The organism is Streptomyces sp. H27-H1 (assembly GCF_026627445.1).
Classification (GTDB): domain Bacteria; phylum Actinomycetota; class Actinomycetes; order Streptomycetales; family Streptomycetaceae; genus Streptomyces.
The window spans coordinates 1-20,544 of sequence record NZ_JAPNLJ010000022.1 but is presented as its reverse complement, the minus strand read 5'-3'; the positions used below and the strand labels follow the sequence as shown (position 1 = coordinate 20,544).

Annotated in this window: 16 protein-coding genes and 2 pseudogenes; 3 read left to right on the top strand and 15 right to left on the bottom strand. The window is 70.3% G+C overall.

Going from position 1 to position 20,544, the window contains the following annotated elements; all coding sequences use genetic code 11:
* Positions 1 to 19: 19 nt before the first annotated feature.
* Both OTB20_RS23435 and OTB20_RS23430 read left to right on the top strand, forming a co-directional pair.
* A complete protein-coding gene (locus OTB20_RS23435; RefSeq protein ID WP_267820330.1) occupies positions 20 to 2,395 on the top strand; it encodes a bifunctional polysaccharide deacetylase/glycosyltransferase family 2 protein in 2,376 nt (791 codons plus the stop codon).
* 747 nt (positions 2,396 to 3,142) lie between these two features.
* Positions 3,143 to 4,777, top strand: a complete 1,635-nt coding sequence (locus OTB20_RS23430; RefSeq protein WP_267820328.1) for a M4 family metallopeptidase — start codon at positions 3,143 to 3,145, stop codon at positions 4,775 to 4,777.
* A gap of 332 nt (positions 4,778 to 5,109) precedes the next feature.
* Here OTB20_RS23430 and OTB20_RS23425 read toward each other — a convergent pair.
* From OTB20_RS23425 to OTB20_RS23400, 6 genes and pseudogenes are all read right to left on the bottom strand, one after another.
* A pseudogene (locus tag OTB20_RS23425) lies at positions 5,110 to 5,560 on the bottom strand (thymidine kinase); the annotation flags it as partial.
* A gap of 7 nt (positions 5,561 to 5,567) precedes the next feature.
* Positions 5,568 to 5,753 (bottom strand): hypothetical protein, encoded by a 186-nt coding sequence (locus tag OTB20_RS23420; protein ID WP_267820326.1) that lies wholly within the window; start codon positions 5,751 to 5,753, stop codon positions 5,568 to 5,570.
* Between the two features lie 97 nt (positions 5,754 to 5,850).
* Positions 5,851 to 6,663 carry a hypothetical protein gene (locus OTB20_RS23415; RefSeq protein ID WP_267820324.1) on the bottom strand — a complete coding sequence of 271 codons (813 nt, stop codon included), beginning with the start codon at positions 6,661 to 6,663 and terminating at the stop codon, positions 5,851 to 5,853.
* Entirely contained in the window at positions 6,663 to 6,830 is a 168-nt protein-coding gene (locus OTB20_RS23410; RefSeq protein WP_324290409.1) for a hypothetical protein, read from the bottom strand. Before OTB20_RS23410 ends, OTB20_RS23415 begins: the two co-directional genes overlap by 1 nt.
* Positions 6,831 to 6,961: 131 nt before the next feature.
* The gene (locus OTB20_RS23405; RefSeq protein ID WP_267820323.1) at positions 6,962 to 7,561 is read right to left on the bottom strand and encodes a thymidine kinase; all 600 of its coding nucleotides are present in this window, start codon (positions 7,559 to 7,561) and stop codon (positions 6,962 to 6,964) included.
* 147 nt (positions 7,562 to 7,708) lie between these two features.
* Positions 7,709 to 8,944, bottom strand: coding sequence for a plasmid pRiA4b ORF-3 family protein (locus OTB20_RS23400; RefSeq protein ID WP_267820321.1), 1,236 nt, complete (start codon positions 8,942 to 8,944; stop codon positions 7,709 to 7,711).
* Between the two features lie 92 nt (positions 8,945 to 9,036).
* On the opposite strand from OTB20_RS23400, the gene OTB20_RS23395 reads away from it, so the two are divergent.
* Entirely contained in the window at positions 9,037 to 10,167 is a 1,131-nt protein-coding gene (locus OTB20_RS23395) for a hypothetical protein (RefSeq protein ID WP_267820320.1), read from the top strand.
* A gap of 27 nt (positions 10,168 to 10,194) precedes the next feature.
* Here the strand turns inward: OTB20_RS23395 and OTB20_RS23390 are convergent, their stop codons facing one another.
* From OTB20_RS23390 to OTB20_RS23345, 9 genes and pseudogenes are all read right to left on the bottom strand, one after another.
* Positions 10,195 to 10,839, bottom strand: coding sequence for a thymidine kinase (locus OTB20_RS23390; RefSeq protein ID WP_267820318.1), 645 nt, complete (start codon positions 10,837 to 10,839; stop codon positions 10,195 to 10,197).
* Between the two features lie 190 nt (positions 10,840 to 11,029).
* A complete protein-coding gene (locus tag OTB20_RS23385; protein ID WP_267820317.1) occupies positions 11,030 to 11,317 on the bottom strand; it encodes a hypothetical protein in 288 nt (95 codons plus the stop codon).
* Positions 11,301 to 15,954: pseudogene (locus OTB20_RS42850) on the bottom strand (putative T7SS-secreted protein). Before OTB20_RS42850 ends, OTB20_RS23385 begins: the two are co-directional and overlap by 17 nt.
* Entirely contained in the window at positions 15,954 to 16,517 is a 564-nt protein-coding gene (locus tag OTB20_RS23370) for a hypothetical protein (RefSeq protein WP_267820314.1), read from the bottom strand. Before OTB20_RS23370 ends, OTB20_RS42850 begins: the two are co-directional and overlap by 1 nt.
* Entirely contained in the window at positions 16,517 to 16,888 is a 372-nt protein-coding gene (locus OTB20_RS23365) for a hypothetical protein (RefSeq protein WP_324290408.1), read from the bottom strand. The genes OTB20_RS23370 and OTB20_RS23365 overlap by 1 nt, the downstream gene beginning before the upstream one ends.
* A 135-nt stretch (positions 16,889 to 17,023) precedes the next feature.
* Positions 17,024 to 17,674 (bottom strand): thymidine kinase, encoded by a 651-nt coding sequence (locus OTB20_RS23360; protein WP_267820312.1) that lies wholly within the window; start codon positions 17,672 to 17,674, stop codon positions 17,024 to 17,026.
* 58 nt (positions 17,675 to 17,732) lie between these two features.
* Positions 17,733 to 18,938 carry an alkaline phosphatase family protein gene (locus tag OTB20_RS23355; RefSeq protein ID WP_267820311.1) on the bottom strand — a complete coding sequence of 402 codons (1,206 nt, stop codon included), beginning with the start codon at positions 18,936 to 18,938 and terminating at the stop codon, positions 17,733 to 17,735.
* The gene (locus tag OTB20_RS23350; protein ID WP_267758490.1) at positions 18,938 to 19,534 is read right to left on the bottom strand and encodes a DUF5998 family protein; all 597 of its coding nucleotides are present in this window, start codon (positions 19,532 to 19,534) and stop codon (positions 18,938 to 18,940) included. The genes OTB20_RS23355 and OTB20_RS23350 overlap by 1 nt, the downstream gene beginning before the upstream one ends.
* A gap of 47 nt (positions 19,535 to 19,581) precedes the next feature.
* On the bottom strand, positions 19,582 to 20,544 hold a 963-nt coding region (locus tag OTB20_RS23345; protein ID WP_267820309.1), incomplete at its 5' end, for an acetate--CoA ligase family protein.

Genomic DNA, 20,544 nt, shown 5'->3' with positions numbered 1-20,544 from the left:
CAGGCAGGAAACACCCTAGTTGTCCAAGAATCGTCGCCGCCAGGCCCCGCCCCGCGGCCGGCACAGCACCGTGCGCAACGTTCCGTTGCGTACGCACTGGCTGCTGCTCACCACGCTCGTACTCACCCTCTCGGCCGCGCTGCTGCTCCAGGGCTATACCCGGCACATGTTCGACTCCACCGCCGACGGCGCCCCCCGAGGAAAGGGACCGGCCGGTTCCGTACCGGCTGCGATAGCCTCCGGCGGGCCGGTGATCGAGGGGGCGGAAGGCCGCACCGCCAGGCCGGCCGCGCGCACGATCGCGCTGACCTTCGACGACGGCCCCGACCCCGTCTGGACACCGAAGATCCTCGACGTCCTGCGCCGCAACGATGTCCGCGCCACTTTCTTCACCGTCGGCACCCGAGTTGCCGATAACCCCGCACTCGCCCGCCGGATCGTCGAAGACGGCCACCAGATCGGACTCCACAGCTTCACCCATACCGACCTGGGCACCGCCTCCGCCTGGCGGCGTTCCCTGGAGCTTCGCGAAACACAGCTCACCGTCGCCGGCGCCACCGGTGTCACCACCCCCTTGCTACGGCCCCCGTACTCCTCCTCCAATACCGCCCTCACCGACGCCGACTGGGACGCCGTCGTACAGGCCGGTCAGGAGGGCTACCTCACCGTCCTCACCACTCTGGACAGCGAGGACTGGCGCCGGCCGGGCGTCGAGCGGATCATCGCCAACGCCACTCCCAAGGGCACCGGCGGACAGATCCTGCTCATGCACGACGCGGGCGGGGACCGCTCGCAGACCGTCGCCGCCCTGGAGCAGCTGGTGCCCCGGCTCAAGGCGTCCGGGTTCACCTTCTCCACGGTCGGGGGCGCGGTCGGCCTCCCCGCGGCGGCGCAGCCCGCGAAGACCGGCGAGCACTGGCAGGGCCTCGCTCTGATCACCGCGCTCCGGACCGGTGACTGGATCCTTGGGGCCCTCTCCTGGCTGCTGTGGGCAGCGGGCGCGATCAGCCTGCTGCGTGCCGTCGCCGTGTTCGTCGCCGCCCGGCGCCACGTACGGATGCGCCGCAGACCGTGGGGGGCTCCGGTGACCGAACCCGTCAGCGTCATCGTCCCCGCCTACAACGAGAGCGCGGGCATCGAGGCAGCCGTCCGCTCCCTCCTGGCGTCCGACCACCCGGTCGAGATCATCGTCGTCGACGACGGCTCCACGGACGGCACCGCCGATCTCGTCGAAGCCCTCGGCCTGCCCGGTGTCAGGGTCATCCGGCAGCAGAACGCCGGAAAGCCCGCCGCGCTCAACACCGGCATCGCAGCGGCCTCCTGCAACCTGCTCGTCATGGTCGACGGAGACACCGTCTTCGAACCGGATGCCGTCCGCATGATCGTCCAGCCCTTCGCCAACCGCCGTGTCGGCGCGGTGTCCGGCAACGCCAAGGTCGTCAACCGGGGCGGTCTGCTGGGACGCTGGCAGCACATCGAGTACGTCGTCGGATTCAACCTCGACCGCCGCCTGTTCGACCTCGCCGAGTGCATGCCGACCGTCCCCGGCGCCGTCGGCGCCTTCCGCCGCGAAGCGCTGCTGCGTGTCGGTGGCGTCAGCGACACCACCCTCGCCGAGGACACCGACCTGACCATGGCCCTGTGCCGCGACGGCTGGCGCGTCGTCTACGAGGAGCGGGCCAAGGCCTGGACGGAGGCGCCCGCCTCGCTCGGCGCCCTGTGGAAGCAGCGCTACCGCTGGTGCTACGGCACCCTCCAGGCCATGTGGAAGCACCGCGGCGCACTCGCCCAGCGCGGCCAGGCCGGCAAGCTCGGCCGCCGCGGTCTGGTCTACCTGCTCATGTTCCAAGTCCTGTTGCCGCTGCTGGCCCCGGTCGTGGACGTCTTCGCGATCTACGGCCTGATCTTCCTGGATCCGCTGCGCATCCTCGGCCTGTGGACCGCGTTCCTGCTCCTCCAGGCCCTGATGGGTCTCTACGCCTTCCATCTCGACGGGGAACGGCCCGGACCGCTCTGGAGCCTGCCCTTCCAGCAGTTCGTCTACCGCCAGCTCATGTACCTCGTCGTCATCCAGTCCGTCTTCACCGCCATCGCCGGATCACGTCTGCGCTGGCAGCGGATGGAGCGCTACGGAAGCCTCCAGGTCCCGGGCGGCGCAACCGAGCCCGGGCCACCCGCCCCCACCTCTGTCACCGTCCCCACTTCTTTCCCCGTCCCCGCACCGGCGGGCTTGGAACTCGCCCAGATCTGGACCGAGGAAGCCCAGCGCGCCGCGGCGCTCGCGCCGGGCGCCGGCTATTACTCGGATCTCACCCGGACATCCCACCCCAGTCCGAATGCGTGGATTCAGGAAGCTCCCGCACAGGAGATGCGCGGGGAATCCCAATGGAGTTGAACACCACGCAAATCGGTGAGCCGGCCGTGGCGGAACCCGTGTAACTTCCGCCGGGGTGCGGCAATTCAGGCCGGGCTTTCCCTTGGCGAGCCCGGCATCCGGGCCGGGAAAGCGTCTTTGCGACGCGCGCGCCGAGCGGCTCCATCCGGGCACACTGCCACACCTCCCCCACCAGCGCTGTTCAGGGCGTGCCCATACCGCCCGACAAGCCTCCACGACGCCCAGCGCCGTGGAGGCTTCGCCATGAACGGGCTTATCCGCAGGGGCTTTCACTTCCGAATATCAGACCCCAGGCATTCGGGCAACCATCCGGAGTGGCAAATTCCCGCCACCTCCCGATCGGGCCCACGGAGGAACACGCCATCGCCACACGCACGCAACATTGACGGCCATGCGGGAGTTGGTACCAAATTCACCGAATCGCACCTGTCCGTACACCCGGTAACACCAATCCAGCAGATTGACTCGCCCGGATTGCCCGCATCTCCAGGCCTCATCCCAACAGAACTCCCTTCGCCCCTCCGTGGCGAAACCACGCCAATTCCATGACAGACCTGTTCATTCGAGCCAGTTGATTGTCATGCTTCCGTCAGCCCCGTACGCACCGCCGGCCGACCCCTCCGGCAGGTGCCGATCGACCCCACGGAGCAGCACGTCCTCGCCCGTTCCGCCCCCTGCAGGCACTTACCCGGTGCCCCGGAACGAGGCGCGACCGCGCACACGCGGTCGGATCCGGAAGGAACCTACGTGAAGCGAAAGCTCGCAGTCGGAGCCGTTCTCTCTGCCTCGGCCCTGCTCGCCGGCGCCATCCAGGCCGGCGCAGGGATGGCACAGGCCGCCCCCGTGCCCGCCCCCGCCCAGGAGCGCGCCGCCCTGCTCGCCCAGGCCGGCACCGAGGCCCCCGCCACGGCCCGCGCCCTGGGACTGGGCGGCACGGAGAAGCTGGTCGCCAAGGACGTCGTGACCGACTCGAACGGCAACCGTCACGTGCGCTACGAGCGCACCTACAACGGCCTCCCCGTACTCGGAGGAGACCTGATAGTCCACCAGGACTCCAGGGGATCCGTGAAGTCGGTGGACAAGGCGGCGAAGGCGGACATCGCTCCCGCCTCGCTCGCCCCCAAGCTTTCGGCGGACCAGGCCTCCGCCAAGGCGACCGGCGCCGTGAAGGCCACCATCGGCAACGCCAAGGACGCCGACGAGCCGGCCCTCACCTCGGTCGACCGGACCGGGGCCGCCCGTCTCGTCGTCTGGGCCGCGACCGGCACCCCGCGCCTCGCGTACGAGACCCTCGTCGAGGGCATGCGCGCCGACGGCACTCCCAGCAGCCAGCGCGTCGTCACCGACGCCACGAGTGGCGAGGTCCTCTCCGCCCACGAGGGAGTCCAGACCGCCAACGCCGCCGGCACCGGCAACGGCGTCTTCGTCGGCTCTGTACCGCTGACCACCAACTTCACGGGATCCACCTACGAGTTGAAGGACGCCACGCGCGGAGGCCAGTACACCGTCGGCCTCGCCAACAAGACCGGCGGGAACGGAACCCTCTACACCGACGCCGACAACGCCTGGGGCAACGGCACGGCCTCCAACGGCCAGTCCGCGGCGGTCGACGCCCAGTACGGCGCGGCGGCCACCTGGGACTTCTACAAGAACACCTTCAGCCGCAACGGCATCCGCAACGACGGCGTCGGCGCTTTCAGCCGGGTCCACTACGGCCGCAACTACGTGAACGCCTTCTGGAGCGACTCCTGCTTCTGCATGACCTACGGCGACGGCGCGAGCAACACCCACCCGCTGACCGAACTGGACGTCTCCGGCCACGAGATGAGCCATGGCGTCACGGCGAACACCGCCGGCCTGAACTACTCCGGTGAGTCCGGCGGCCTGAACGAGGCCACCTCCGACATCTTCGGAACCGCCGTGGAGTTCTACGCCAACCTCGCCGCGGACAAGGGCGACTACCTCATTGGTGAACTGATCGACCTCAACGGCAACGGCACCCCGCTGCGCTACATGGACAAGCCCTCCAAGGACGGCAAGTCGGCCGACAACTGGTCCTCCACCGTCGGCAGCCTCAACGTCCACTACTCCTCGGGCGTCGCCAACCACTTCTTCTACCTGCTGTCCGAGGGCAGCGGCGCCAAGACCATCAACGGCGTCGCCTACAACAGCCCGACCTACACCGGCGCCACCGTTACGGGCATCGGCCGCGACAAGGCCCTCCAGGTCTGGTATCGGGCGCTCACCGTCTACATGACCTCCACCACCAACTACCAGGGCGCCCGCGTGGCCACCCTCAAGGCGGCGGGTGACCTGTACGGATCGACGTCCGCGGAGTATCAGGCCGTCGCCGCGGCCTGGTCCGGCGTCAACGTGAACTGACCCGACGGCACGCCCCACGCCGGCAGGGCCCTGCGGGGTCCTGCCGGCCGCCGGTGTTTCCCGAGCTCAGGACCGCGTCAGCATTTCCGTCGTCGGCGACGCGGGCGGCCCGAGACCTGGCAGCAGCCGGCCTTGGAACCATCTCCGGCAGCGTCTCAGGCCACCGGACGGGGCATTGGTTGCGCTGAAGTCACGGGTCAGGCTGCGAAAGGTGAACACGGCTTGACTGAGACCAACTCTGCGAGGTCCGGCTGCACTCCACCACGTGGCCGCAGGTTCGAGGCGTTCCAGAGGTGCCCGGACAAGGGCATGGGCGGGCAAGCACAGACCCGTCAGGCGTGGTTGACCGGGAGGACGTCAGGTGAGAGGGCGCCGGCGTGGGCCGCGGCCGAGGTCATGCGGCAGCGGTGGTGGCGGCAGAGGACCTCGTAGCCGATCTCCTGCGCCGGGCGGTTCACGTCACCGACGGCGACCTGCTCGCCCTTCACAACCATCTCGCCGTCAATCGTGCGGGCGTTGTGGGTGGCGCGGGCTCCGCACCAGCACAGGGCCTCGACCTGGAGCTGCTCGATGCGGGCGGCCAGCTCGATCAGGCGCTGCGAGCCGGGGAACGGCTTCGTACGGAAGTCCGTGGTGAAGCCGAAGGCGAACCACGTCCAGGCCCAGGTCGTCCACGACTCGGGCCAGCTGGTCGATCTGCTCGGGAGCCAGGAACTGAGCCTCGTCGACGATGACGTGGTCCGCCTTGCCACCCTTGGAGAGTTCGGCAACCAGGTACGCGTGTCCGGACTCACCACGGCGCGGACTTCGGCACGCGCCACCACCAGACGTGGGCCTGCGGCGCCCGGCCGCGCGCGGTGCGCAACCACGGGTCGAGCGCTCCCGTCACGTCCTGGTCGGTGGCGGCCCCGAACCGGGCGTCCAGTGCGTCCAGCACCCCCGCCAGCTCCGCCCGCACCGCCGGGGGGGAGTCCATCACCTCTGCCAGCGCGTCCCTGCCGTCGAGGTCGGCCGGCGCACTCCGCGGTGGACGCCGCCCCCACCCCTCCCCAGGCCCGGGAGGCTACCGCGTTTCAGTTCCCGCTTCGGCCGGTTCCCTGGTTCCGGGAGGCGTCCCGGGCGGCGAGCACCGCGGACTTGAGCCCGACGTCGTCGAGGTCCCCGGGCTCGGCGAACCCGGGATCGACCTCGTAGTCCTCAAGGATCATGAACACCTGGTCGAAGAGGGTGCCGAGCGCCCCTTGGAGTCGTTCGCCGTTCGCCTGGGACGCACGACGGGCTTCCCACCAGCCGGCTGCGAAGTCCCCTGCCGCGCAGGTCCCTTCGGCGAACGCGTCGAGCAGCGCCAGCTGCCGTGCGGCGGCGCTCTGCGGGTCGACGTCGTCGGGCCGGGCCCATGCCCGGTGCACGGGCCCGTACGCGGCTGCCACGGCCGGCAGGTCGGGATGGCGGTCCGCCAGGGCGCGCGCATGACGGCCGAAGCGCGCGCGTGCCGCGTCGACCCCTTCCCCGACCGCCGCCGCCATGAACGCGGCCGTTCCCGCGATCAGCGCGTAGCCCGGGCCGGGGAACAGGACAGCCCCTTGCAGGCCGGGCGCGCACAGCAGGAACGGCGGGCGGATGTCCATGCCCTCCGTGCCCGTGGCCGACCGGGACCGCGCACGGGCGATCGTCGCGGGGCCGTCGGCGAGGTCTGTGGCAAGGACGTACGGGGACCCGACCGCACGGCAGCCGGCCGCGATCCGGCGGCCCAGCGCCGCGTCGAGCCGAGTGCCCGCAGGCACCGGGGCAACCGATTTGCCGCGCAGCCAGGAGGGGGCGAAGGTGCCGTCCCGGCCGAGGACGGCCCGCACCGGCGAGAACTCAAGATCCCCGTCACCCGCCATCAGGCCACCTCCCCCCGGTCGGCCGGATCCACGGCGTTCGCGTCCGGGACGATCCCCGCGACAGGTGGGAAGAACATCGCCCCCTCACCGTCGGCGACGTTCACGACCACCCCGGCCGGGCGGTCCGCGACCGGACCCACCGCGTCCACGAGCCGCGCACCCAGCATCTCGAGGTACTCCCACTCCCGCCCTGCATCCAGCGTCCTGGAACACCACGCTAGCGGGCGCCCCACCGGTTCCCCCAGGCCCCCCCGGGTGGGCCGAGTCGGACGGTGGTTCAGGGATGTAGCCCTCCCCCTCAGGCGTGACTGACGGGGAGGACGTCCGGGGAGAGGACGCCCGCGTGGGCCGCCGCCGAGGTCATGCGCTTGCGGTGGTGGCGGCGGCAGAGGACCTCGTAGCCGATCTCCCCAGCCGGGCGGTTCACGTCGCCGACCACCACCTGGGCTCCCTCGACCACCATCTCGCCACCCACCGTACGGGCGTTGTGCGTGGCGCGGGCACCGCACCAGCACAGGGCCTCGGCCTGGAGCTGTTCCAAGCGGTCCGCAAGCTCGATCAGGCGCTGCGAGCCCGGGAAGAGCTTCGTACGGAAGTCCGTCGTGATGCCGAGGGCGAAGACGTCCAGCCCGAGGTCGTCGACGATGCGCGCGAGCTGGTCGATCTGCTCCGGGGCCAGGAACTGGGCCTCGTCCACGATCACGTAGTCCGCCTTGCCGCCCTTGGAGAGCTGCGCGACCAGATACGCGTACAGGTCCATGCCTTCCGGGGCCTCGACCGCCTCGGTCACCAGACCCAGGCGCGAGGAAAGCTTGCCCTCGCCCGCCCGGTCGTCCCGCGTGAAGATGACACCCTGCAGACCCCGCGCGTCACGGTTGTGGGCTATCTGGAGAGCCAAAGTCTTCTCACTGGGGCATCCGCCATGTCAGCTGAGCCGGGACCGCTCCCCGCAGCCCTTCGGCACCGTCCGACTCTCGGGTGCGAGAGTACGAGGGCCGCGCGCCCACACCGAGCCCGCCCAGGAGTGGCGCCCGGGACGGGTGGGTTACATCTGCTGGAGTCTGTCATTGGCATCGCCGGGGGTGAACCGGGCCGGGTCGAACCCCACCCCGGAGTCAAGGCCAAGCCACCGCACGAGGTCGTCGTGCTCCGTCCGCGTCGGATCGGCGAGAGTCCGCTTGAGGTCTTCATAGGCCCCGGCACCTCCGCAGTCCTCAGGAGGGCAGGCGCCGGAACCGGCTACGCAGACGGGATAGGTCCGGTCCGCCTCGGCTGCGGTCCGGTGCTCCACGGTGACGCGGTGGTCCCAGGAGTCACCGAAGTCGTACGTGTACACAAGGCTCCCTCCCTCCTTGAGGAGGGCGCCGAGAGTGACGCCCCGCTCGTCCCCGAAGTCGAGCTCGGTGTTGGCCCGGCCGTACTGGACGCCGTCCACGGTGAAGGCGTGCATATGGCTGTTCTCCCAGCCCATGACAGCCTGGATCACAGCATGCGCTTGGTCGAGCCGGGCCGCGGCCGGCACCAGCACACGTCGCCAGACCGCCGGTTCGACAATGTCCTCCAGATCGATGCGCAGCTGGAACACCGGTTCTCCGGGGAGCGGTTCGCCGCGCATCACGGCCACGGCCCGCCTGCCCTGACCGGTCAGCTCCACGGTGTCATCGTCGCTTCGGACGGCCCCGAGGGCCGCGAGGGCGTCGAGCAACAGCCGCACGTCACGGTCGTTGCTACCGCGCCAGCCCCGCAGCCGCTCGGGCGGCACATCGTCGAGGATGTAGGGAGCGGTCACCGCCTGCCACACCGCGCTGCGCAGCGCGTCGCCGGCGACCGGGCCGCGAGCCGCGTACAGCCGATGCAGCAGCGTCCGCAGGCCGGCGGCGTACTCCTGCGAGAAGACCGACTCAAGCCACCCCGAGACCAGTACGGCACTCCCGATGCGCGGTACCGCTTCGAAGAGGGCGTTCCACAGGCCGTCGGTCCGGTCGAGCAGCCGGGCGTTCTTCTTCACCGGGAGCAGACGGCCACCGGCAGCCCTCAGCAGTCGAGCGGCCTTGGCCCATTCCGCCAGCAGGTTGAGGTGGTACAGCTCCTCGCTGGACTTCGTCTTGAACATCCGGTCACCGATCACCGGGTCCATCTGGTCGCCGGTGCCCAGCAGCTCCACCAAGGTCCGGGCGTCCGCGAGAGTGATGCGGCCGGTCTGCGTCAATTTCCGTCCCGCGCCGATCCACCCGACCAACTCCCGCACCTGTCCCACTGTCTTGCCATGAGACTCGTCCACAACCGCTCCGTTCCGTGCCCTCGCCGCCTCGCCGCCTCGCCGCCTCGCCGAACCTACCCTCCCGCACCGCCGTCAGCCGTAGGGTGCTCCCAGTGAGCGAGTACCAGTACTACGAGTTCCAGGCCCTCGACCGGCCGCTGAGCGGCGACCAGCGGGAAGCACTGCGGGGCATCTCCAGCCGTGCCAGGATCACCGCCACGAGCTTCACCAACGAATACCACTGGGGCGACCTGCGGGGGGATCCGCGAACCCTGTTGGAACGGTACTTCGACGCCCATCTGTACGTCGCCAGCTGGGGCACACGCCGGCTGATGCTCCGCCTACCCCTACAGCGCCTGGCCCTGCGCAGCGTCCAACCGTACGGTCTCGGCAACCACGTCGAAGCCTGGGTCACCCGGACCCACCTTCTCCTCGACCTGACCAGCGAGGACGAAGGAGCCGACTGGGACGAGGGAGCCGACGATTCCCTGGCAGCGGTCATCGGCGTACGCGAGGAACTCGCCACCGGCGATATGCGGCCCCTCTACCTGGCGTGGCTCTCCGCCCTCTCTGCCTGGGAAACCGAGGACGACGAGGAACAGGCGTACCAGTCCTCCCTGGAGCCTCCCGTCCCCGCCGGCCTGGGTGAACTCACGGCTCCGCAAAGCGCGCTCGCGGACTTCCTGCGCGTCGACACCGACCTGCTCGCTGTCGCCGCGCAGAGCAGCACCGCAGCGCCGGAACCCGCGGCCCGTCTGACACGGAAGGAGCTCGCGCGACTCGTCTCCGCCCTCCCGGACGAGGAGAAGGATGCCCTACTGGTGCGCCTCGCCCTCGGCCCGGAGCCCCACTTGCACAGCGAGCTCCTGCATCGTCTGCGGGAAACGTCCGCCCCGGCGACCGCACCCGGTCGCCGGACCGCCGCCCGGCTGCTGGATGCGGCGCACACCCGCCGCGCCGAGCGCCACGGGCACGCCGAACGCGACCGGTTGCGAGCCCGCGCCACGCGCCTGACCGCACTCGCCGCCGAGGCGGACGCCATCTGGAACCAGGCCGAAGCACACATCGCCTCCAAGAAGACCAGTGCCTACGACGCGACTGTCGCCCTCCTTCGTGACCTGCGCGATGCCTGCGCTCACGCCGGACACGGTGTCGATTTCCAGCAGCGTCTGGGGCTCCTGCGCGACACCTACCGGAGCCGGCCCGGCCTCATCCACCGTCTCGACAGTCACGGTCTCCGGTAACTCGGTCGCCGGCATGGAAGAAGAAGCTCAGGCGTGGTTGACCGGGAGGACGTCCGGGGAGAGGGCGCCGGCGTGGGCTGCAGCGCTCGTCATCCGCTTGCGGTGGTGGCGGCGGCACAGGACCTCGTAGCCGATCTCCTCCGCCGGGCGGTTCACGTCACCGACGACCACTTGGGCGCCCTCGACGATCATGGCGCCGCCCACCGTACGGGCGTTGTGGGTGGCGCGGGCACCGCACCAGCACAGGGCCTCGACCTGGAGCTGCTCCAAGCGGTCCGCCAGCTCGATCAGACGCTGCGAGCCGGGGAACAGCTTCGTACGGAAGTCCGTGGTGATGCCGAAGGCGAAGACGTCCAGGCCCAGGTCGTCCACGATGCGCGCCAACTGGTCGATCTGCTCCGGCGCCAGGAACTGGGCCTCGTCCACGATCACGTAGTCCGCCTTGCCGCCCTTCGACAGCTCGGCGACCAGGTACGCGTACAGGTCCATGCCCTCCGGCGCCTCTACCGCCTCCGTCACCAGACCCAGGCGCGAGGACAGCTTGCCCTCCCCCGCCCGGTCATCACGGGTGAAGATCACGCCTGCCAGGCCCCGCGCGTCACGATTGTGGGCGATCCGGAGCGCCAGTGTCTTTTTACTGGGCCATCCACCAACTTTCAGGAGCGGGATCACCGCGAAGTCGTCTGTACGAGGGCAGGGTCTGGGCCATGCACCCCGAACCGCGACCCTCAGCCCGCGTCCGACTGCGGGTCAGCGCGCCCAGCCCGTTGCTGAAGACCTCCCGCGCGAGGGATGTTTCCGATACCGCCTGCCCGTCGTCCAAGGCCGGCCGTCCCGAGCTTGACCTGGATCGGAGGTCCGGTCACCTCCGTTCCTGCACCGCCAGGGCGTCCTCGGCCCGCAGCGCACCCGCACCGGACCCTACGAGGCAGACCTTCCCGTGGTGCATTTCGTCCAGCACCTCCCGGGAATGCCCGTACCACTCGATCTCCGTCAGTTCCACGGTTCCGTCCGCCGGGGAAGGCAGCTGGTAGAGCGTCCCGACGCGTGCGGAGCCGTACAGGCTCCGCACCACGCAGACGGCCCGTGAGGTTTCTGCGCTCTCGACCGAGATGATGAGGAGCCGGTGGGTGTCAGCCGCCATACTCATGAGCCCTTCGAACGAATTCCGAGATCTGTTCCGGCGTCAGTTTAGGGACGTCGTATTCCAGCAGGGGGTCCATGTCCGCCTGGTTGATCCGACTGGGGACATGGATGCCCATGTCCCTCAGGATGTCACGGGCAGCCGCGGACGGAATCTCCGCCGACGCACGGGCCGTGACCTCCGCCGGGGTCAGACCGACGGGTACCTCCGCCTCCCGCCGGATGTAGCCGTGATAAGTCTCCACCCCGTCCAGGGAACTGCGCGGGACGACTTGGACGATGGCGTCACCGAACTCCTGGGCCCGGGTCGCGAACACCGTCGCCACACCGGGGTCGGTCGACGTCGGCGTGATGGTCAGCTCCTGGACGCCCGGGCTTCCGTCGAATCCGCGCGTGGTGCCCCGGAACAGATGCTCGTCCTCAGGACACGGTGTCAGGCCCAGCGGGTCGGCCCAGGTGTGCGGGTTGTGGACGTAGGCCACGGGGTTGGCTGCCGGGGCGAGACCCAGCGGGTCGGGCGAGAGATAGCGCGCCGTCTCCGGGTCGTAGGTCCGGAAGACGTTGTAGTGGAGGCCTGACTCGGGGTCGAAGTACTGCCCGGGGAACCGGAGCGGGGTGTACGCCGTCGCGTCCCGGTTCCAGGTGGTCGTGCCCCACACGGTGGCCCGAGTGTGCCAGGCTATCTGCCCGCTCTCGTCGACCAGCTCGGTCGGAGTGCCCACCAAGTCCGTGACGATCGAGAAGAACCGGGTGTCGATCTCGGACTGGGAGGAGCCCGTGGTGATGCGCTCCGTCTGCGTCAGCGGGTGCGCGCCCTGGTGGTTCCAGGTCAGCGTGATCGGGTGCGGCAGGTCGGGCGAGACCGTGGTCTGTTCGCACAGCACCGGGCCGTCCCAGGTGAACAGGGTCTCCTCCACCACCTCTCCGGATCCGGAGAGACGCTGTTTGGAAGTGCGACGCCCCAGCGGGTCGTACCGGTACCGCCAGGTCGTGCCGTCCGGCGTGATCACCGAGGTGAGCCGGTCCTCGCAGTCCCACGTGTACCGCCAGGTGTCGGGCTTGCGGGAAAGGCGGACCTTCTGCCGGAGGGTGACGCGGCCCGCCGCGTCGTACTCGTAGCGAACCGAGCCGGCACGCTGGATACGGGTGCCCTCGTACACCCGGTCCCCCTGGGCCTTGCCGCCGGGGTGTGAGGTCGGCCATGAGGCCGAGGTCTGGTTGCCGGCCTCGTCGTAGGTGTACCGCTCGGTCCAGTTCTCCGCGTCGACCGCCGTGACGCGGGAAGCCGCGTCGAGGGTGATGGCACTGGGGCCGGTCAGGCTGTCATCGACATCCGTGAGAGCACCGTCTGCGCGGTAGGCGTAGCCGCGTCGTCGCAGGCCCCGGCCATCGTGGCCGATCAGCTGCTGCCCCGTGAGGCGGCCCACTTCGTCGAAGGTGTGGGAGAGCGAGGCTCCACCGCCCAGGGAGCGTGACAGGGTCCGGCCCGCGGCATCACGTTCGAAGGTGACCGTTCGGCCCGCCGTGGTGAGGCGGGTCCGGCGGCCGGCCGCGTCGTACGTCCACTCGGTCTGCTCCCCCACGGGGGTGGTGCGACCCGTCCGACGACCCACCTCATCGTGGGTGAAGGTCAGCGTGCGGCCGTCGACCGTCTCGGAGCGCAGCCGTCCGGCCCGGTCCCGCAACCGTTTGACCTCTGCTTCCGGGCCGACGATCCGGGCGAGCTTGCCCGAGACGTCGTACTCGTACGTCGTAACCGCTCCGGCGGCCTCCTTGCGGAGGACCTGGCCCCGCTCGTTGTACGCGTAGGTGATCCGTTCGCCGGTGGCCGTCGTGCGGGCCGTGAGGCGACCCGCCGGATCGTAGGTGTAGCCGGTGAGGCGGGCGTCGAAATCCCTCTCTCCGACCAGGCGGCCCGCCGGATCGTACCTATACGACCAGGTCAGGCCCTGCGGGTGTGACGTCCGTGAGCCGCAGCTCGGCATCGTGAGTGAAGCTGTACCGCACTCCGTCCGGGCCGGTGCGGGCGGAGAGCAGGTCGAAGTCCCCGTACTCGGAGAAGGTCGTGCCGCCTGCGGCGTCGGTGAACCGGACGCAGTTGCCCTCGCCGTCGTACGTCCACGACTCCGAGCTGCCGTCCGGGGCCGTACGGCGCAGCATCCGGCCCTCCACGCTCCACTCCATGCGGACGGTGTGGCCCAGTGGATCCGTCACTGCGGTGGTACGGCCGAAGGCGTCGTGCTCCCAACGGGTGACGTTGCCCGGAGGATCGACCGTCTCGACGAGGAGTCCTGCCGCATTGCAGCGGACCGCCGTCATGTTGCCCAGTGCGTCGGTCACCGAGGCGATGTGCCCGCGCTCGTCGTAGGCGAAGCGAGTGGTGCTGCCCGAAGAGCCCGTCACCGAGGTGCGGTTTCCCCGCTCGTCGAAGGTCTGCCGGACCACGGTGCCATCGGAGTTCACGATCCGCACCGGGCGGCCGAGGCCGTTGTGCTCCGCCGTCGACCTACGGCCATCCGGTCCCACCACGGACGTGACCCGGCCTGCCTCGTCGTACGAGAGGCTGGTCCGGTGGCCCAGCGGGTCGGTGTGCGATAGCAGGCGGTTGAAACGGTCGCGTTCGGTACGGACCAACGCACCGGTGGCATCGGTCTCGGCCACCACCTGCGCCCGCTCGTTCGTCTCGTACCGCCGGAGGTGGCCCAGTGCGTTCGTGGCGCGGGTGACGCCCGGCTCGTACGAGTAGTGCATGTTGAGGTGGCCGTTGGTGCCCGACTGGGCGATGCAGCGGCCGCGGTCGTCGTAGGCGTAATCGAAGTGATGGCCGTTGGTGTCGGTCCAGGAGGTGATGCGGGCCTGTTCGTCGTAGCCGAAACGGAGTGGTTTCTCCGAGGAATTGACTACCTCGGTGAGGTGGCCGCCGTCGAAGCCGTAGTCCAGGATCCTGGTGCCGTCACCCAGGGAGAGCGAGGTGATCCGGCCCTCGGCGGTGGTGATGCACACCCGGTAGCCGCCGCTGTGGCTGACGGCTGACGGGCTGCCGTCATCGTCGTACTCGTACGCGATCCAGGCACCGTTACGGTCGTCGAGCAGAATCAGGGCGCCCTCTGCGGTGTAGTGCCAAACCCGGCCCGCGTCGGGGTCGGTGACCGTGAACTCACCCTCGGGCGTGCGATCCAGTGGCCAGCGCCGGCCATGGGTGGGGAACACGGGGACGCCCGGGGCGGGGTGCGGGTAGCGCAGCAGGCTGCCGTCCTCGCCGATCCGGACGACCCCTTCGGCGTCGATCTCCAACCGCTGGTCGAGCGTGCCGGCCCAGGACGGCCCGAACCAACGGCCGGACCGGTACGAGGACTCAAAGGTGCGGGTGAGGGCCAGCGGCAGCGAGCCCGGCAGGACGAGGTCGGTCTGCGGCAGAACCATCCGCCCGGTCGCGACGTCGACCGGGTCGTCGATGCACGTCTTGTCGTTGGGGGCGCGCGAGGGGCCGTCGGGGCCGTCCTGGTCGAGTTGGCCGCGGCCGGGCTTGACGTCATCGGCGTGCTTGGCGACCGTGGCGCCCTTCTTGAGCGCGCCCAAGCCCTTGGAACCGACAAGTTCCGGGATCATCTTCCCAAGTCCCTCGGAGGGGTCCTTCATGAACTCGGCGAGCATCTTCTTGCCCGCGCCCATCGGGTCGTTGGCCGCCGTGACCAGACCCGCCGCCGTCGAGTTCAGATTGGTGACGTACTCGGCCGGATGCGTCAGGTTGTACGGATCCATCGGATTGAGCGCACGCGCAAAGTTCACAATCCCGGCCGTGCCCTTGATGACACCACCCGTCAGGTGCGTCTTGGCGAGATCCAGGTAATCCATGCCGTCGCCGAGCTGCTTCGCGTACGAGGGCTTCGGCGGAGCCGCGTCCCGCGCCGCCCGCACCGCCGTACGAACCGTCTCCGCGACGTCGTTGCGCTGCTTGCGGGCCGTATCCAGCTTGTCCTGCGCGGCCGTCGCGATCGCGGTACCCGGATCGGTGAAGTTCTCCGAGGGGCGGGGCGGCAGCGGGTCCTGCTTCGCCTTCAGCGCGTTGTTGTAGGTGTCGACCAGCTTGTTGTGCGCGGTGCGAGCCTCGGTGGAGACCTTCTTCGCCCGGTTGTACTCCTCCAACGCCTCCTTGGCCTGGCCCTGCGCCCACTCGACGGTCTCGGCGAACCGGCCCATCACGTCTGCGGCCTTCCCGAACGCCTCCGCCGCCTTGAACCACCGCGGCGGCTCCTTCGCCACCGACTCCCTGAACGAATCCGCCGTCCTGCCCTTCAGGCCGTCCGGCTCCCCCATCCCCTTCAGCCCGTTGCCGACCTTGTCGAAAGACGCCTTGAAGTCGTTCAGGTGGGAGACCTGCGCGCGTATCTTCGACACACTGCCGTAGACCAGCTTGTTCGGCTCCTCGGTCTGGCCCAGCTCCAACTCCGCGACGTCCGCGCCCAGCCGGTTGGCAGCCGAGCGGCTCTTGTCACGGATCCAGTCACCGGCGTCATCCAGGCCGACGTCCTCGGCAAGACCGGCCGCCTTGTCGCCGGTCCACTCGACCGCGTCACCCACGTCCTCGACCCGGTCCTCGGCCCAGTCCTCGACCCCGTCCGGAACGAAGTCCCGCCACCCCATCAGTGACCGTCCCCGTCCCGCTTGGCCTGCTCCAGCAGGTCCTTCAACGAACCGATCCTGCCCGTGGAGGTGATCGTGTCCCCCGTGTCCGACCAGGTCTTCTTCATGTCCTCGGCACTCTTCTCGAAGGACTCCGCGCTGTAATCGGGCTTGTAGACGTCCGCGGAGAAGATCTCGCCCCACGGCTTCTTCTCGATCTCGTCCTCACTGGCGTGCGGATTGCCGTACGCGGCGTTCGCGACCACCCGGAACGTGCCGTGGAGATACTGCTCCTCCTCCCACACCGTCCCCGCCGCGATCCCCAACGACTGGGCCAGCGTGCTCGCGTTCTGCACCAGACTGCGAACACCCCACTCCCAGCGCTCGCAGAAATCCTCAAAGTCGGTGGCGAGCCCGGCGTGCCCGGCCTCCATCCCCGTCATCGCCAAGTTCTCGAACCCCGCGCCCATCGACGCACCGGCCGCGTCCCCCGACTCCCGCAACTCCCCGATCGCCGCCCGCAGACCATCCTGAATGTTCTTGACCGCAGCCGGCGAAACCTCGAGATCCCCGTTCCCCGCCATCAGGCCACCTCCCCACGGTCACCGATATCCACGGCGCTGCCCTCGGGAACGATCCCCGCCACCGGCGGGAAGAACATCGACCCGTCCCCGTCCCCGTCCGCGACGTTCACGGCCACACCGGCGGGACCGTCCGCCATCGGAACCACCGCATCCACCAGCCGCGCGCCCAGCACCGAGAGGAACTCCCACTCCCGGCCGGACTCCCCGCGCGCCTCGGCGAACCGGGCCAAAGCCTCCTCGTCGGTGAAGGCATAGATCCAGCGGATGCCGCCCGACACCGCCGGCATCAGGCCACCATCGGGGCCGTCGGCGACCGGAACCAGCAGGACGGCCCGCCGGAACTCCCCCAGCAAACGGCCGGGATCACCCACCCACCCCGTCCCGTATCGCCGCGATCTCTACGGTCAGTTCCATGGGCTGCATCCCCTCCAGCGCCGGCCAGCGTCCTAGAGGAACACGCTATCGGGGACCCCACCGGTTCCCTCAGGCCCCCTGGGAGGGCCCTGTCAGACGTGGTTGACCGGGAGGACATCCGGAGAGAGGGCGCCCGCGTGGGCCGCGGCCGAGGTCATGCGGCGGCGGTGGTGGCGGCGGCAGAGGACTTCGTAGCCGATCTCTCCCGCCGGGCGGTTCACATCGCCTACGACGACCTGGGCGCCCTCGACGACCATCTCACCGTCTATCGTGCGGGCGTTGTGGGTGGCGCGGGCGCCGCACCAGCACAGGGCCTCGACCTGGAGCTGTTCGATGCGGTCGGCCAGCTCGATCAGACGCTGCGAGCCGGGGAAGAGTTTGGTGCGGAAGTCGGTGGTGATGCCGAAGGCGAACACGTCCAGGCCGAGGTCGTCGACGATGCGGGCGAGCTGGTCGATCTGGTCGGGGGCGAGGAACTGCGCCTCGTCCACGATCACGTAGTCCGCCTTGCCACCCTTCGACAGCTGGGCGACCAGGTACGCGTACAGGTCCATGCCCTCCGGCGCCTCCACCGCCTCCGTCACCAGGCCCAGGCGGGAGGACAGCTTGCCCTCCCCCGCCCGGTCGTCCCGCGTGAAGATCACGCCCTGAAGCCCTCTCGCGTCACGGTTGTGGGCAATCTGGAGCGCCAGCGTGCTTTTTCCGCAGTCCATCGTTCCGGAGAAGAACACCAGCTCGGGCATGGGGAGTACAGGGCCTTTCCAGGAAGGGGGAAGCGTGGGGGGCGGGCGCTCGGGAGCGTCAGGAGCGGATTTCGAGCAGCGGGACGAGCTGCTCGGCCGGGGTCATGGAGCCGTGCATGCCCGCGAGGGCCGACTCGTTCGGCTCGGCGCGCGAGGCGGTGATCGCCACGTCGGCCTGGGCGGCGGCGATCACGTCGCCGATCCGGCCGAGGACCCGCTCGTCGCATTCGCCCGGTGTACCGAACCAGCCCAGTTCCAGGGCTTCCGCGCGGCTCGCGACCCAGAAGCGGTCGCCGAGCACCTCGCGCCAGACGGTCAGGACGTCGGCCTCGGCTCCCGGTACGGCGTACACGTGCCGGGCCCGGCCCTCGCCGCCCAACAGGGCGACGCCCGCGCCGAGTTCCCAGTCGTCGTCGTAGTCGACGCGGGAGTCCTCGTCGAAGGGGATGTCCACCATGCCGTGGTCGGCGGTCACGTACAGCGCGGTGCGCGGCGGGAGTTGCTCGGCGAGCCGCTGGACGAGTCGGTCGACGTACATGAGCTGGCCGCGCCAGGCGTCGGAGTCCACGCCGTGCCGGTGGCCGGCCCCGTCGAGCTCGCTGTAGTACGTGTAGACGAGCGAGCGGTCGCCGGCCGCGAGCCGCTCGGCCGCGAGGTCCATGCGGTCCTCGCCGGTCATCCGGCCGAGGAAGGTGCCGCCGCTCAGCGCAACCTTGGTGAGCGGAGTGGTCTGGAAGGCGGGCGAGGACACCTGCGCCGTGGCCACGCCGGCCGCGTCGGCCTGCTGGAAGACGGTCGGGTACGGCTGCCAGGGCTTGGGCGGGGTCCACGGGTGCCAGCGGAGCTGGTTCATCAGTTCGCCGGTGGCGGGATTGCGGACGGTGTAGCCGGGCAGGCCGTGCCGCGCGGGCGGCAGGCCGGTGCCGACGGACGCCAGCGAGGTGGCGGTGGTCGCCGGGAAGCCGGCGGTGATCGGGCGGCCGGTGCCGCCGCGCGAGGTGGCGAGGAGGGAGGTGAGGTACGGGGCCTCGTCCGGGTGGGCCTTGATCTGCTCCCAGCCCATGCCGTCGACCAGGAACACGCAGTTGCGGTCGGCCGGGGTCAGCTCGGCGATCGAGGCCTCGAAGCCGGGTACCCCCTGGCCGGCCACGAGGGTGGGCAGCAGGTCGGCGAGCGATCCGGTGCCGTACTCCGGGACGGGAGCGCCGGCGAGGTCCAGCAGTTCCGGCTCGTCCTGCCAGCTCTGCGCGGCGGAGTACGCCATCAGCGGGCGGGGGCGGAGGCTGCCGCCGTCGCCTCGCTGAGCGACTGGGCGAAGCGCAGGGTCTGGCGGACCGCCTCCGGGCCGTCGCCGGCCTCGCTGACGCGCAGGCTGAGGTCGTCGGCGGTGGAGTTGCCGGTGTAGCCGTGGTCGGCGTCGCAGTTCTGGTCTCCGCAGGCGGCGGGCTCCAGGTCGATGCGCGAGACCGCGCCCCAGCCGATGGTCAGGACGACCTCGCGGGGCAGCGTGCCGGGAGTGTAGGACTCCGGGTTGGCGACGACGCGGCTGAGCACCACGGAGGAGATGCTGGCCAGCTTGACCGACTCGGTGGAGGTGGTCGCGTACGGCGACGGGGACCCGGCGTCGGCGGCCTGCTCGTCGGTGTGGCTGACGATGAAGCGGTTGCCGGTGAGGACCAGCACGGTGACGTGCCGGCGCACCTCATTGGAGTCGAAGGTCGTCTCCTGGTGGACCAGGTACGACGCGATCGGCTCGCCGCCCACCGCGGCCTCCACGGCCTCGGCCACGAGGGCGGGGTAGTAGCCGCTGCGCTCGATCGCCGTGCGCAGCCCCTGGGTCGTCGTACCGGATTTCGCCATGAGGTCCATCCTAAGGCCCGCACGGAGCACCCTGGCCGCCCCGTACCTCAGTAGCTGGGAAGCGTCCGCGGGCCGAGGTCGCCGCGGGCGGGCGGGTGGGCCACGCGGACGGTCGCGCTGAGCACGGACAAGCCCTCGGTGGCGACGACTACGGGCTCCAGGGAGACCCCGACCACCTCGGGGTGATCGTCGACGAGGCGGGAGAGGCGCAGGAGCAGTTCCTCCAGGGCGGGGGTGTCCACGGGGTCGCTGCCGCGCCAGCCGAAGAGCAGCGGGGCGGTGCGGATCGAGCGGAGCAGGCTCGCCGCGTCCTTGTCGGTGGCCGGGACGAGCCGGTGGGCGGTGTCGCCGAGCAGTTCGGAGGCGACCCCGGAGAGCCCGAAGGACAGTACGGCGCCGGCGGCGGGGTCGATGACGGAGCGGATGACGGTGTCGACGCCCCGGGGGACCATCGACTGGACCACGGGGAGCAGCTCCTGCGGCTTGCCCAGGGCCTGGGTGAGTTCCTCGTACGAGCGGCGCAGCTCGGCCTCGGTGGTGAGGTCGAGGCGGACGCCGCCGAGGTCGGCGCGGTGGCGCAGGTGCGGGGCGGTGGTCTTGAGCGCGACGGGGTAGCCGAGGACCTGGGCGGCGCGGACCGCGGCGTCGGGGCTGGGGGCGGGGAGAGTGGTGAGCACCCGGATCCCGTACCGGGCGAGCAGCTCGCGGGCATCGGGGTCGGCCAGGGCGAGGACCTGCTCCTCCCCTACTCCGGCCAGCAGGCGGGAGAGCTGCCCGGCGGCCCCGCTCTCGTCGATGTCCTCGAACTCGGGCACCTGCCCGACATCGGCGTTGCCCCGGCGCCACTGCCCGTACCGCACGGCTTCGGCGACGGCTTTGACGGCGCGCTCGGCGGCGGGGTAGCTGGGGATCCGGGCGGCTGCGGGGTCGGGCGCGGCTGCGGACCCTGTGGCGTCGAAGGGCGGCTCGGTGCCGGCCACCGGCTCCGCCGCGGCGGAGCCGGTGGCGGG